The organism is Acinetobacter sp. EKM10A (assembly GCF_011075215.1).
Lineage (GTDB): Bacteria > Pseudomonadota > Gammaproteobacteria > Pseudomonadales > Moraxellaceae > Acinetobacter > Acinetobacter baumannii.
Genome location: NZ_JAALLK010000004.1, coordinates 121,246 through 134,886 on the forward strand (window position 1 = coordinate 121,246; position 13,641 = coordinate 134,886).

At 39.5% G+C, this 13,641-nt stretch carries 12 protein-coding genes; 6 read left to right on the forward strand and 6 right to left on the reverse strand.

The window, feature by feature from the left end; translation table 11 throughout:
- The first annotated feature begins 15 nt into the window (after positions 1 to 15).
- Entirely contained in the window at positions 16 to 1,830 is a 1,815-nt protein-coding gene (gene dsbD, locus G9371_RS07050; RefSeq protein ID WP_029424075.1) for a protein-disulfide reductase DsbD, read from the forward strand.
- On the opposite strand, the gene G9371_RS07055 is transcribed toward dsbD, so the two are convergent.
- Positions 1,822 to 3,015 (reverse strand): sensor domain-containing diguanylate cyclase, encoded by a 1,194-nt coding sequence (locus G9371_RS07055; RefSeq protein ID WP_029424076.1) that lies wholly within the window; start codon positions 3,013 to 3,015, stop codon positions 1,822 to 1,824. The genes dsbD and G9371_RS07055 overlap by 9 nt on opposite strands.
- Positions 3,016 to 3,190: 175 nt before the next feature.
- Positions 3,191 to 4,102, reverse strand: a complete 912-nt coding sequence (locus tag G9371_RS07060; protein WP_029424077.1) for an alpha/beta hydrolase — start codon at positions 4,100 to 4,102, stop codon at positions 3,191 to 3,193.
- A 149-nt stretch (positions 4,103 to 4,251) separates the two neighbouring features.
- Here G9371_RS07060 and G9371_RS07065 point away from each other — a divergent pair, with 149 nt between their 5' ends.
- Positions 4,252 to 4,689, forward strand: a complete 438-nt coding sequence (locus G9371_RS07065; RefSeq protein WP_000717015.1) for a DUF2147 domain-containing protein — start codon at positions 4,252 to 4,254, stop codon at positions 4,687 to 4,689.
- 37 nt (positions 4,690 to 4,726) lie between these two features.
- Here the strand turns inward: G9371_RS07065 and G9371_RS07070 are convergent, their stop codons facing one another.
- Both G9371_RS07070 and G9371_RS07075 read right to left on the reverse strand, forming a co-directional pair.
- Positions 4,727 to 5,077, reverse strand: coding sequence for an arsenate reductase (locus G9371_RS07070; RefSeq protein ID WP_002059456.1), 351 nt, complete (start codon positions 5,075 to 5,077; stop codon positions 4,727 to 4,729).
- Positions 5,078 to 5,533: 456 nt separating this feature from the next.
- A complete protein-coding gene (locus G9371_RS07075) occupies positions 5,534 to 6,358 on the reverse strand; it encodes an exodeoxyribonuclease III (protein ID WP_029424078.1) in 825 nt (274 codons plus the stop codon).
- 38 nt (positions 6,359 to 6,396) lie between these two features.
- Here G9371_RS07075 and pyrE point away from each other — a divergent pair, with 38 nt between their 5' ends.
- Positions 6,397 to 7,047 (forward strand): orotate phosphoribosyltransferase, encoded by a 651-nt coding sequence (gene pyrE / locus G9371_RS07080; protein ID WP_000211303.1) that lies wholly within the window; start codon positions 6,397 to 6,399, stop codon positions 7,045 to 7,047.
- A 49-nt stretch (positions 7,048 to 7,096) separates the two neighbouring features.
- Here the strand turns inward: pyrE and G9371_RS07085 are convergent, their stop codons facing one another.
- Both G9371_RS07085 and G9371_RS07090 read right to left on the reverse strand, forming a co-directional pair.
- Entirely contained in the window at positions 7,097 to 9,286 is a 2,190-nt protein-coding gene (locus G9371_RS07085; protein WP_032009241.1) for a TonB-dependent receptor, read from the reverse strand.
- A 228-nt stretch (positions 9,287 to 9,514) separates the two neighbouring features.
- Positions 9,515 to 9,727: a DUF1737 domain-containing protein gene (locus G9371_RS07090; protein ID WP_000781166.1), complete on the reverse strand. Its 213-nt coding sequence runs from the start codon at positions 9,725 to 9,727 to the stop codon at positions 9,515 to 9,517.
- Positions 9,728 to 9,887: 160 nt separating this feature from the next.
- On the opposite strand from G9371_RS07090, the gene gshB reads away from it, so the two are divergent.
- The 3 genes from gshB (at position 9,888) to murC (ending at position 13,627) form a co-directional block, all read left to right on the forward strand.
- Positions 9,888 to 10,832: a glutathione synthase gene (gshB, locus tag G9371_RS07095; RefSeq protein WP_001265491.1), complete on the forward strand. Its 945-nt coding sequence runs from the start codon at positions 9,888 to 9,890 to the stop codon at positions 10,830 to 10,832.
- Between the two features lie 237 nt (positions 10,833 to 11,069).
- A complete protein-coding gene (gene murG / locus G9371_RS07100; RefSeq protein ID WP_000132437.1) occupies positions 11,070 to 12,167 on the forward strand; it encodes an undecaprenyldiphospho-muramoylpentapeptide beta-N-acetylglucosaminyltransferase in 1,098 nt (365 codons plus the stop codon).
- An 11-nt stretch (positions 12,168 to 12,178) separates the two neighbouring features.
- Positions 12,179 to 13,627 carry a UDP-N-acetylmuramate--L-alanine ligase gene (gene murC / locus G9371_RS07105; protein ID WP_000075472.1) on the forward strand — a complete coding sequence of 483 codons (1,449 nt, stop codon included), beginning with the start codon at positions 12,179 to 12,181 and terminating at the stop codon, positions 13,625 to 13,627.
- The last annotated feature ends 14 nt before the right edge of the window (positions 13,628 to 13,641 follow it).

The window sequence follows — 13,641 nt, forward strand, 5'->3', positions numbered from 1 at the left end:
AACTCATTATTATTGATGAAAAAGCTTATTTCTCAGGGAATTATTTATTTTCTAGTAGCCGCTACTTTTGTATTGAGTCAGTTTGTCTTTGCAGAAGATAAGTTATTGTCACCCGAACAGGCTTTTTCATTTTCGGTTGAATCGCCACAATCGCATACCGCAAAGTTATCGTGGCAGATTCAGCCGAATTATTATTTATATCAACATAAATTTACCGTACAACAGGGCAATCAGCCTTTAACTTTAAAATTGCCTAAAGCGGTTTCTCAATATGATGAGAACTATGGCCAAAGCGAAGTTTATTACCATCAAGTCAACTTCCAGATTAAAACCAAGCCTTCAGAGCACTACACTGTAACTTGGCAAGGCTGTGCCAAAGACCGTATTTGTTATCCTCCACAAACTATTGAGTTTCAAACTGACGCAGATGGTCTGGTCGGTTTGCAAAATCAGGCTAGTGCAGCACCAAAACGCTTATTAGATTTGGCAAATACCCAAGCATCAAGCTCTACGGAGTCTTTAGAGAATCAGAGTTCAGCTACTCAAGCTGAAGGAGCTGCTCCGGAGATTGCCCAAGATCAGGTTTGGTCAGCAAAGTTAATTGAACACTCGCTTTGGTATGGTGTTTTATTATTTTTAGGTTTAGGCATGCTGCTTGCATTTACGCCATGCTCTTTACCAATGCTGCCGATTTTAACTTCATTAATTATCCGAGATCACAAAGGTTTAAAAGCTTGGATGATTGCACTTACTTTTGTGTGTAGTATGGCATTGGTCTATGCAGGTCTAGGCTTGATTGCTTCTTCAGCGGGTTTAAATTTCCAACGCTGGCTACAACAGCCTGCTACCCTTATTGCGTTTAGTTTGTTGTTTGTGGTTTTTGCACTAAATTTGTTTGGGCTTTTTGAGCTTCGGTTACCGCAAACTTGGTTAAATCGCCTTGATCGTATTCAGTCCATGCAACAAGGTGGTACTTTAGTTGGCGCAGGCGTTATGGGGGTGGTTTCTGCGCTCTTGGTTGGCCCATGCATGACTGCGCCTTTGGCTGGAACTTTATTATTTATTTCTCAAACCCAGAACCAATGGCAAGGTGCTTTGCTTTTATTCTGTCTCGGTTTTGGCATGGGAATCCCTTTACTCATTGCCAGTGTTTTAGGTGCAAAGTTCTTACCTAAAGCGGGCGACTGGATGCATCAGATTAAAGTGATTTTTGCTTTTCTGATGCTGGGGTTAAGCCTTTATTTCATCCGCCCTTTATTACCAGATTGGGGGATGCAAGCACTTAGTTTCGTACTTGGGCTAGCTTTTATTATCTATGCGCTGTATCAGTTCTTTTGGAAAAAAGGGCAGTTACAGTGGCTTTATGCGCTCCTGCTTTTATTGGTAACGCCATTTGTGGTTTATAACCAGTATCAACATATTCAAAATCGTAGCTTGCAAAATTCTGAGCATATGGCTGAGTGGCATGTGGCGACCACGGCAGCAGACTTTCAAAAGATTTTAGCAGCAGCTCCTGCTGATCGGGCTATTGTTGTTGATGTCTATGCCGATTGGTGCGTGGCTTGTCAGCCTATTGAACATCGTATTTTAAAATCACCTGAGGTTCAGACGGCTCTTGTGCCTTACTATCTCATTAAACTTGATTTGAGTCATTATGACCAGTCACATGAAGCATTGCTCAAACAATGGAATATTCTTGGGCCTCCTACGTATCTCTTTTTAAACAAGCAACAGCAAGAAATTCGTTCTTTACGTTTAACAGGCGCATTTAGTCAGCAAGAGCTTTTACAACAGCTGGCAAGCTTATCAAAAGCTAAAGATTCAAATTGATTTGATCTGAGGTAGTTGGTGAAAAGTGCGTACTTGATTACGCCCAGAGGCCTTTACAGCATAGAGCGCTTGATCGGCTTGTCTAATCACAAGATAGGGGTCATTTGCAAATGCAGAACTGCTGATGCCAAAGCTGGCACTTACATGAATTTGGATATTTTGATTATTGAAGATAGTCAATTCTTGTAAAGCTTGCCGGCAACGTTCAGCAATTTTTTCTGCTTGAATAATATCGGTATGAGGAAGTAATAAAATAAATTCTTCTCCACCAAAACGTCCAATAATATCTTCATTACGTAAGTTTTCAGAAAGACACTGAGCAATTTCAATCAAAACCTGATCACCCTGATGATGTCCGTATATATCATTAATTTTTTTAAAATGATCGATATCAAGAAGGATCACGGCATAATCAAATTGCTGTTCATGAAGTGCTTCAAGATGGGTGTTTAAGCTTCGTCTATTTAAGACATTAGTTAATGGGTCGATTTGGCTTAAACGTTGAATATAGGTTTCTCGTTGACGCCATTGAGTCAGCAATATTTCAAATAAAATAAAACACGCCACTAAAATGGGCATAATAAAAAACAGCATACTTCCTAGCCAAAATGGATTGGTTTGGGCATGCCGCATCGCTGTAAAATTAAATAGGGGAGCATATGAAATAACTCCCGTCATACTTAAATATGTACATACCACTAGAATAATAGTTGCAGGTATAAAAGCGCTATAAACAATTTTTCTTTCAAATAAAACCAAACCTACGCCAATAGTGCCTACGTAACCCACCATTGTGGCAGGGCTGATACTTCCAATTAAATATCCATCGTGGCACAACATCAACATAAAGGCTTGTACACTAATTAAAGGCACAATTTTTTGCGCCCAAGCTTGGTCTTTGTAGCGATAACAAGGAATAATGAGTACAGCTAATAAAAATAAGGTCAGTAAATTCAGCCAGATTTGTGATTCAACTAAAGATAGGTTTGCCCATTGCCAAACACTAGGAGTAATTAAAATATAGCCTTTCCATAAAATCCAACTGAAATTCATTGCGCAGGCGAGGGTAAGCATTAGTGCGCTTTTTTGTAATGGGGTCCAGTTAATAATGTGATTGTGATGGATGAAATTGAGAATCACCTGTTTTATTTTATTTATAGGACGAGTGATTAAACGAATTTTCATAATAATAAAGGAACTCCTAAATAGAGATGTCTCTTCGTCAGATCATCCTAAAGAGGGAGAGTTTGAAGGATTCATAACCTAAACATACCATGATTCATAAATTAAACCTCATGATTTGGATTGTGAAAAATAAGAAGAAGTGACAAATTTTAAATTTGTCACTTCTTCATTTTGATTACGTCTTATCAAGTTCATGAGCAAACTCAGCAATATCCGCCATCGCCTGTTTTGCTTCTTCGAACCAAGCATTAAACATTTGGAAGTTATGCCACATGCCTGTGTAAAGTTTAAAGTGTACTTTGACACCTGCTTCTTCAGCTTTCTCTCTAAAACGTTTGGCATCGTCTAATAAAATTTCTTTTGAACCGACCTGAACTAATGTTGGCGGTAAACCTTCTAAGTTGTCGAAAATAGGTGAAACACGTGGGTCGTCTGCCGCAATATGGTTGCCAATATAATGTTGAATACCTATTTGCAGGGCTTTAAGAGAAAGTAGGGCATCATGTTTTTGGTTAAATCTTAAAGACTCACTGGTTAGGGTTAAATCTAGAAAAGGTGACAATAAAATCAGGCCACTTGGCATAAGCTCGGGTTGTTCTTTTAAACGTAAGCAAAGTGCCAAAGCCAAATTAGCTCCACAAGAGTCACCAGATAAAATAATATCTTTAGGCTGGATACCTTGAACTAATAACGATTGATAGACGTCATATAAGGCCTCAGTTGCCTCAGGATATGGATGCTCGGGTGCAAGTGGATAGTCCACATGAATAATTTGCATTTGGGTACGAGCAGCCAAATCTGTCATGAACGCATGATGTGTTTTTAAACTTCCTAAAAAAAAGGCGCCGCCGTGAATATGAAAAATAAGCTGGGTCGCTGAATCTTGGGCTTTAATTTCTTCACCCTTAATCCCAGCAAGTCGGATTGGTCGAACGGTTACATTTTTTTGTTTTGGAAAGGCTCGGCAAAGTTGTTCAAGCATAGGGCGCAGAGCAGTTGGAGGTAAATTCAACTGACTTGGTTTGCGAATTGCTGTTTTAAGAAATGTTTCTGTGAAATAATATTTTAAAACATTAGGTATATTCATATAGTATCCGCTTATGTTAATTACTTGTTTCCCTATAAATTTTATTTTTCAAGGTTACAAGGTTACACGAAACAGTCACATTCAAAAATTGCAATATCGTTGCGAGTTTTGAATACTGAAGTCTTGGAAGACCCAAGGATATTACAAAAATGAAAAAGATTGCTTTAGCTTTAGGACTTGTTGGTATGGCTGCATTTGCCAATGCGGCTGACCCACTAAACGGAACGGTATGGAAAACGATTGATGACCAAACCAATAAACCCAAAGCCGTAGTAAAATTTACGGAACAGAAGGATGGAACCTTAACTGCAACCATTCAAAACATTTTGACACCAGGTGAAGAAAACGCTTGTACAAAATGTGAAGGTCCGTATAAAAACAAACCGCTTAAAGGTGTGACCATTGTACATAATCTAAAAAATGTAGGTGGTAACAGTTATGAAAACGGTACAATTTTAGACCCGAAATCTGGCAAAACTTACAAATTAAAAGGTGAGTTGGCTGAGGGCGGTAAGAAGCTTAAATTACGTGGTTATATTGGCGTTTCAGCATTGGGCCGTAACCAAACTTGGATTCGTGCGAACTAAAAGCCTAAATAAAAAACGAGCCATTGGGCTCGTTTTTTTATGCGCTTAAATTTTGATAGGCCGTTTCATCAAAGCCCACAAGAAACCCTTTAGAGGTCTGTAGAACTGGTCGCTTGATTAAGCTTGGCTGAGTAATTAGCGCCTCAATAAGATGATCTTCACTGCTTAAAGCACGCGTTTGTTCTTCTTCAGATAGTTTTTTCCACGTGGTACCTTTCTTGTTGAGCACCGTGTCTTGTCCAATTTCTTTTAACCAGATTTTTAGAGTATCGGCATCGATCCCTTGTTTTTTATAATCGTGAAATTCGTAGCTCAAACCTTTTGCTTGTAAAGCATCAAATGCTTTTTTCATCGAGTTACAGTTTTTAATACCATAAATTTTTAACATTTTATCGGACCATGTCAAAAAGAAAGAACACACAGCCTAACCCAAAATGCATTTGAGCACTACTTTATACAGATACTTTTAAAACAAATGAAAAATAATGATTAAAACAATAAAGAATGTCATGTTATTGTCATAAGACGAGGTAATAATGAGCTTAATAAGAATAAATTAAAAAACTAAAAGAACGTAGCGCAAAAAATAAGAGATAGAAAAGAGAAAACCCGCATTTAATCATCCTGATCATGCGGGTCTCATTTCAACGTCCATTGTCACATCCTTGCAAATAAACTTATCTTAAGTTTATTTTATCTTCCTACGGCGTCCTATCCTTTTGCGTCATCCTGACTGCTTCCCTGTGCCGTGGGGCTATAATGCCGTTAAACATGTGTAAGAAAAATACTCAAAAGCGACATGTGTTGTAAGCAAAAACGACAATGTAAGTGAACATGTGTTCACTTATTCTTGAATTTTATAGTCGATAATAACTGGAGCATGGTCACTAAACCATTGATCTTTATAGACCCATGCATTTACAGTGCGCGCTTTCCAGTCTGGTGAACATGCATGATAGTCAATACGCCAACCTACATTTTTCGCACGCGCTTGTCCGCGATTTGACCACCATGAATACAATTCCGCTTCTGTTCTTACAACACGGAAAGTATCTACATAACCAAGTTCATCATAAATGTGGTCAAGCCAAGCACGCTCATGTGGTAAACAGCCAGACGACTTTTGGTTGCCAGACCAGTTTTTAATATCAATCCGTTTATGAACAATGTTGTAATCGCCACAAATAATGATGGACTTATTCTCATCACGCCATTGTTTCAAGATTTTGGCATATTCACCTAAAAATAAATCTTTACGTGTTTGCGCTTCTTCACCACTTGAGCCTGAAGGTAAGTATAATGATGCAATATGTACGGGATGTGACAAACCTAAATCGAATTCGGCAGAAATGAAGCGGCCTTGACTATCGGCCAATTCAAACCCTAAACCATCTTTAATAGAGACAAAGGGTAAGCGGCTATAAATTGCAGTACCTGCGTAGCCTGCACGCTCTGCTGGAAAGAGATGGGTATGCCATCCCTCGGGTCTAAATTTCTCAGTCCATTGTTCATGGGTAATGCGGCTTTCCTGCATGCATACGACATCGGCATCTGATTGTTCTAACCATTCAAGTAAGCCTTTCGTCACTGAAGAACGTAAGCCATTTACGTTAATGGAAACGACTCGAAGAATTTTTACATCACTTGGATACTGATCCTTTGGTATCATGCGAAAATTTAACCTCAATTGTGAATTTGGAGCACCTCATGACAACGCCTGTGTCATTTCACCCGCAAGCATTTATCGAACTCGCATTATCACGCGGTGTGCTTAAATTTGGTGAGTTTACTTTAAAATCTGGACGCGTGAGTCCTTATTTTTTTAATGCAGGCCTACTCAACGATGGTGAAGCTTTATCTCTTTTAGCACAAGGCTATGCCGATAAATTAACACAATGTGAAAATGTTGATGTGATTTTTGGACCAGCTTACAAAGGTATTCCATTTGTAGCTGCGACTGCTGTTGCTTTATCGCAAACACATAACAAGAGCGTGCCATGGGGCTTTAACCGTAAAGAAGCAAAAGATCATGGTGAAGGCGGTGTTTTAGTCGGTGCTGCAGTTGAAGGTAAAAAAGTCTGGATCATTGATGACGTAATTACCGCAGGCACAGCGATTCGCGAAGTGGTAACGATTTTGAAAAATGCCGGTGCAACTATTGCGGGTGTGTTGGTTGCGCTAGATCGTCAAGAACGTGGGCAAGGTGAACTTTCTGCAATTCAAGAAGTTCAAAAAGAATTAGAAATCCCTGTGCACGCACTGATTACCATGAAAGATTTAATGGATTATTTAGAAGCGAAAGGCGAAAAAGAAGCGCTAGCAAACATGCAAGCTTACCGTGAAAAATACGGTATCTAAAAACAAAAAGGCATACCTCTAAATAGGGGTATGCCTTTTTAATATTTACTTAAAACTGATAATTCAAACGCAATAACACATTACGTGGTGTGCCTGGCATGCTGTCCGAACGCCAGTACTCTTTATTGGTTAGGTTATTTACCGCAAGTGTGACATTCCAAGGGTCGGCACTGTAGCCAATTGCTGCATCGACACGATTGAAGCCTTCCATTTTTACTTGATTATTAATATTTGGATAATAAGAACCCACATAGGTCACGCCCACTTCGGTATACCACTGTTCAGTTGGTAAATAGCGAACAAATAAATTACCGGTGTTCTTAGATGTGTTGGCTAAATAATTGCCTTCTCGCTCAGGGTTTTGATTGTCTTCTTTAACTTTGGCATCGGTATAGCCATACCCACCGCGAACAAAGACATTATCAAGTACACGGCCAATAAAACTAAATTCGAGACCACGAGATTGATGTTGACCCGCAGTTGCCCAAACCTCTGGTTCACTGTCAGGGTTTGGTTTATAGCGAATATTATTTTTACGGATATCAAAGACAGAAAATTGAGTATTTAAACGATTATCGAACCATTCACTTTTTACACCAACTTCATATTGCTCGTTATATTGAGGCTCTTTATCCATTTTCGCGACATCGGTACTTCCAGTAACTTGGTTGACACCCATTTGTCCACCAAACGGTGCGAAGCTTTTAGAGTAAGACGTATAAAAGCTATGTTCAGGAACTGGTTGCCATACCAAGCCAACATTTGGGCTAAAAGTACTGTCTTTTACATTACGATGTTCATTGTTAATTTTGTTAGTAGTTGAAAAGTCGAAGTAATCGTAGCGGAGTCCCATCATAAGTTTAAGTTGGTCATTTAGACCAATTAAATCTTGAATAAATACGCCGTAAGTTGTGCCTTCATTATAGTTATGCTGACTAATCTTTAATGGGCCATTGCCACGACTGTACTCTCGTTCACCAGTGATTGGATTAACGTAACCATAAATGGCCGACCCATTTTGAGTTTTATTGGCTAGACGTGGCTCTCGTTGTTCATAAGTCCAGTCTGTACCAACCATAATTTGGTGTTCAAGCTGGCCTGTCTTGAACTTTCCTTTAATATCAAATGTATTGGTTGTGGTCTTATTGCTGGTTTGTTGCCAGTAGTAAATTTGGTCGATGTAACCTTTTTTTGTACAAGCCTCATTCTTTGAGTTTTTTCCATCTAAACCACAATAATTTCCAAAATAAAAGTGGTCAAAGTTCTGTTCTGCTTGTCGGTAACTTGCCGCCCAGTGGAAGTTCCAATCAGGCGCATATTCATAATTCACATCGGTACGAACGACTTGCAAAATATCATCAACATAATCGCCGTCTTGGGCAAATCCCATTTTGATTGAAGTTTCCGCAGGCAGAATATTATGTGATGGTCCGCGATCAGGCACACGACCTAATTTGTCATAGGTATATTGTGTGGTCCAAGTCAGCTTTCCATCGTCATTCTTATAGGTAAAGCTTGGGGAAAACATCTCAATCTTATTTTCAATACCAGAGCGGAAGCTGCCTGCCTCACCATATTCTCCAGTCAAACGCACTGCTAAATTGTCATTAAGTACTTGGTTGATGTCAGCGGTTGTTCCGTAGTTATCGTATGAACCTGCATATGCGCCAACTGAACTTTTAGAGTCAAAATTGGCGAATTTACTCACCATATTCACAACCCCGCCGCCAGCACTACGGCCATATAAAACCGAAGCGGGGCCTTTTAAAATTTCTATACGTTCAATATTGGCTGTACTGCGGCGTACTTGCCCGCTTTCACGTATGCCATCACGGTAAATATCGCCTGTGTCGGCACCAAAACCACGAATCGTGATCCCATCACCACGCATATCGTAACTGGTTGATACACCTGGTGTACCTTGCAGCATGACGCTTAAATCATTCGATCCATAAATTTTATATTTCTGTACATCAATGGTATCAACGGTTTGAGGGATATCTTTTTTATCTAAACCATTACGAGTGACATTGGCTTTGTCATAATCGATATAGCTTTTAATCGGGTCGAGCTCACTCATGGCCTCGATTTTTATGGTTGGCATGGTGGCTGCGGCTTTTGATGAGGAGTCAATCAATTCCTCGGCGTTAGCACCTTGAATATTTAAAATCATTAAACTGAGTAAGCTGAGCGGGAATGAACCCTTAATTTGGGGAGATGATATAGAAATTCTTAACATAAAAATAAAATCAATTAACAAAAATAAAAGTATAAATGATAATTATAATCATTTAATTGTTTAGAATAAAAGAACTATTAACTTAAAAAATGGCATATTTATTTTTTATTAACTGATTTTTAGGAAGTTAATTAGCAAATTAAAGGACTTATTGAGTTGACTCATTAGTTTTTCTTGTTAATTAGGTTTTAGAGGGGGCTTTTTATTGATAAAAATGCCCCTCTAAAATCACGCATTATTTTTGAGAACATCTAAAATATCCATTTCTGGATCATAATTTTCGTCAATTGTTTTGCAAATCGCTTGGCCTACAATGACTTGAGAGCCATTAAAAGTCATAGTAGGTGCTTCATAGAGCTCCCAACCATGATTAAGTGCTTTAGTCACTCGTGCACAAAAAGCAGAGTCATCAGGTCCGGTTAAATAGCGATAAAGTTTCATCTTTAGCCTTTAAAAATAATATTTTATGATCATAGTTTAACTGAATTTACCTTAATTCAAGATAAAGAAATAACCGATAAGGTTTTACTAAAATTAAGAAAAACGAGTGAAAAATCTCAGCTATACTCATGCTAATTTAAATTTTAAGAAGAGCTTGAGCATGCGTGTACTTGTCGTCATGGATCCGATTGAAACCGTAAATCTGAAAAAGGATTCAACCATGGCAATGTTGTGGGCGGCGAGCCGTCGTGGACATGAGTTAGGTTATGCATTACAACAAGATTTATATATCGATCAAGGTAAGGCTTACGGTCTCATCTCTCCGTTAAAAGTTTTCGAAGATTACAACCATTATTATGAGTTAGGCGAAAAGAAAAAAGAATCGATCGCGGCTTATGATGTTGTACTCATGCGTAAAGATCCGCCTTTTGACATGAATTTTGTCTACACGACTTATGTGCTTGAGCAAGCCGAGCGTGAAGGCTCATGGATTATTAATAAGCCTCAATCACTGCGTGATTGCAATGAAAAACTTTTTGCTACGCAGTTTCCAGAGCTACAAGTGCCTACACTTGTGACATCACAGCAGAGCTTGATTCGCGAATTTATTACCGAGCACGGTGATGTGATCGTTAAGCCACTTGATGGTATGGGTGGTATGGGTATTTTCCGTTTATACCAAGACGGTGTAAATATTGGTTCTACCTTAGAAATGCTTACGGAATTAGGCACCCGCCCAATTATGGCTCAGCGCTACATTCCTGAAATTGTAGAAGGGGATAAGCGTATTTTAATGGTAAATGGCGAGCCTATTCCTTATTGTCTGGCACGTATTCCGCAAAATGGTGAAGTGCGCGGGAATTTAGCAGCTGGTGGCTTAGGTCAAGCGCGTCCACTCACAGAAAATGACAAACTCATTGCTGCTAAAGTTGGTCCTTTCTTACGTGAAAAAGGTTTGGTATTTGTAGGTCTTGATGTAATTGGGAATTATGTCACTGAAATTAATGTGACAAGTCCAACCTGTATTCGTGAAATTGATGCGCAATTTGGTACATCAATTGCCGATGACCTATTTGATGTATTAGAAGCCGGTCGTCCAGCATAATGGTCTAGTTCGGGTGGTTTTCTAAGCTTATTATTGGAAGTCACCCGAAAATATATGAATTAATAAAATCACAATATGAAATACGCTAGCGCTTTGTAGGCATATTTTCAAAAAAGCACATCTTTCTGTTATAAACGAGTGAAATTCGCTTTTCGTTAATGAAGCTTTAGGATTAAAATAAACGGCTACAAAAATAGATGACAATTTCCATTGTTTTTTGAGTTGAAGAATTAGACCGTGACCGATTCACAGCAAAGCAAACCTAAACATGTCATGATGATGGCTGCCGGTACTGGTGGACATGTTTTTCCAGCCCTCGCCGTAGCCAAACAACTTCAACAACAAGGTTGTCAAGTTTCATGGTTAGCCACGCCAACAGGTATGGAAAATCGTTTATTAAAAGATCAAAATATTCCAATTTATCAAATTGATATTCAAGGTGTGCGTGGAAACGGAGTGATCCGTAAACTTGCTGCACCTTTTAAAATTTTAAAAGCAACTTTTAGTGCAATGCGCTATATGAAACAGCTTAAAGTGGATGCTGTTGCAGGCTTTGGGGGATATGTGGCAGGCCCGGGTGGGCTAGCAGCGCGTTTATTAGGTATTCCTGTTCTCATCCACGAGCAAAATGCGGTTGCAGGATTTACCAATGCACAGTTATCCCGTGTTGCTAAAGTGGTATGTGAAGCGTTTCCAAATACATTTCCTGCTAGCGAAAAAGTAGTGACAACCGGAAATCCGGTACGTCGTGAAATCACTGATATCTTAAGTCCAAAGTGGCGCTATGATGAACGCGAGCAAGCGGGTAAGCCGTTAAATATTTTAATTGTGGGCGGATCTTTAGGTGCAAAAGCACTGAATGAACGCTTACCTCCGGCATTAAAACAACTTCAGGTTCCACTGAATATTTTTCACCAGTGTGGTCAGCAACAGGTTGAAGCAACTCAAGCTTTGTACGCAGATGCGCCAGCAAATTTGACCGTACAGGTTTTGCCGTTTATTGAAGATATGGCGAAAGCTTATAGCGAAGCAGACCTGATTATTTGCCGTGCTGGTGCTTTAACTGTGACAGAAGTAGCAACAGCTGGTGTTGCAGCAGTTTTTGTACCGCTTCCTATTGCGGTGGATGACCACCAAACTGCAAATGCCAAATTTCTGGCCGATGTCGGTGCTGCAAAAATTTGCCAGCAATCGACTATGACACCAGAAGTTTTAAATCAATTGTTTACTACGCTGATGAATCGCCAATTACTTACAGAAATGGCAGTGAAAGCGCGTCAACATGCCCAACCAAATGCAACTCAGCATGTGGTTGATCTTATCCAAAAAATGTAATCGGATTTACTATGTCTCCAACAACAGCTGCGAACCAAGCAAAAAAACTGATTAAAGTGCCTGAAATGCGCCGTATCAAACACATTCATTTTGTGGGAATTGGCGGTGCAGGTATGTGTGGTATTGCTGAGGTGTTAGCTAACCAAGGATATAAAATTTCCGGTTCAGATATTAAGGCATCAAAAACCACACAACAATTAGAAGAAAATGGCATTAAGGTCTATATCGGACACGAAGCAGAAAATATTAAAAATGCGAATGTGCTTGTCGTGTCAACAGCAATTGACCCGGAAAATCCGGAAGTTAAAGCTGCCATTGAACAACGTATTCCGATTGTACGTCGTGCAGAAATGCTCGGTGAACTTATGCGTTACCGTCATGGTATTGCTGTGGCAGGTACACATGGTAAAACTACAACCACCAGTTTATTAACAACAATGTTGGCGGAAGAAAACCTCGACCCAACTTATGTGATCGGTGGTTTACTTAACAGTACAGGCGTAAATGCAGCACTGGGTGAAAGCCGCTTTATTGTTGCTGAAGCTGACGAATCGGATGCATCTTTCCTTTATTTACAGCCAATGGCAGCGATTGTAACCAACATTGATGCTGACCATATGGACACTTATGAAGGCAGTTTCGATAAATTAAAAGATACCTTCGTACAGTTCCTTCATAACTTACCATTCTACGGCTTGGCTGTGGTTTGTGGCGATGATGCGAACATCCGCGAGATTTTGCCACGTGTAGGCCGTCCGGTTATTACTTATGGTTTTAATGAAGATAATGACATCCGTGCGATTGATGTAGAGCAAGATGGTATGCGTTCGCACTTTACTGTATTACGTAAAGGACGTGAGCCGTTACGTCTAACCATTAATCAACCGGGTTTACATAACGTTTTAAATGCTTTGGCTGCAATTGGTGTTGCAACTGATGAAGGCGTTTCAGATGAAGCAATTAGCCGTGCATTAAAAGGTTTTAGTGGTGTTGGACGTCGCTTCCAGGTACAAGGTGAATTTGAGCTTGGTGAAGGGAATGTAAAATTAGTCGATGACTATGGACACCATCCTAAAGAAGTAGAAGCTACGATTAAAGCTGCTCGTCAGAGCCATCCTGATCGTCGTTTAGTTATGCTTTTCCAACCACACCGTTACTCTCGTACACGTGATTGTTTTGATGACTTTATTGAAGTTTTATCTCAAGTCGACCAACTATTATTACTAGAAGTTTATCCGGCTGGGGAAAAACCAATTGTTGGCGCAGATAGCCGTACTTTGGCGCGTAGTATTCGCTTGCGTGGTCAGGTTGAACCGATTTTGATTGATCCGGTTGAAGGTAATTTGCAAAACATCATGCAAAATGTGTTACAACCAAATGACTTGTTATTAACGCAAGGTGCAGGTAACGTGGGAGCAATTTCAGTAGAACTTGCACAGCACCATTTGTATGTGAAATAAACAAAAAGTATTGA